Below are 449 nucleotides of genomic sequence, written 5' to 3'. Positions count from 1 at the left end.
TCAGTTATGCTAAACAGCTACCTTTAACGGCTAACGGTAAATTAGATCGCAACAAAGTATTAGAGAGGTTAAATTCATGACACCATATGGCGATTTTACTTATTTCTACATCTGTTTAATCTTAATGTTGCCCGTAATTATTTTAGGATTAATCGGTAAGAAAAGTCTTATATACAATAGGTTAATAACCTTAATTATGCTTGTTTTAATATTTTCGGATGATAGTAAAAATTTATTCGATAATCAATATTTGAGTTATCAACTTATTTTCTTTGCATTGTACGTATGTTACCAAGTTGTTTTGATTAGAACTTATAACACGCTCGTAAAGAAAACGAATAACTTCAAGTTATATGTAAGTGCAATATTGTTATCTATATTACCGTTAATTGTTGTCAAAGTATTACAAAGTAGCTGGCTAGGAACACATCAACTTACAATACATGGTA

The 449-nt window shown here is 29.2% G+C and carries 1 pseudogene; it reads left to right on the top strand.

The window, feature by feature from the left end:
• Positions 1-76: 76 nt before the first annotated feature.
• Positions 77-449, top strand: a pseudogene (locus tag KA878_RS13905) (D-alanyl-lipoteichoic acid biosynthesis protein DltB); the annotation flags it as partial.

The organism is Staphylococcus sp. GDY8P57P (assembly GCF_017892585.1).
GTDB lineage: Bacteria > Bacillota > Bacilli > Staphylococcales > Staphylococcaceae > Staphylococcus > Staphylococcus borealis.
This window is presented reverse-complemented; position numbering and strand designations above follow the sequence as displayed.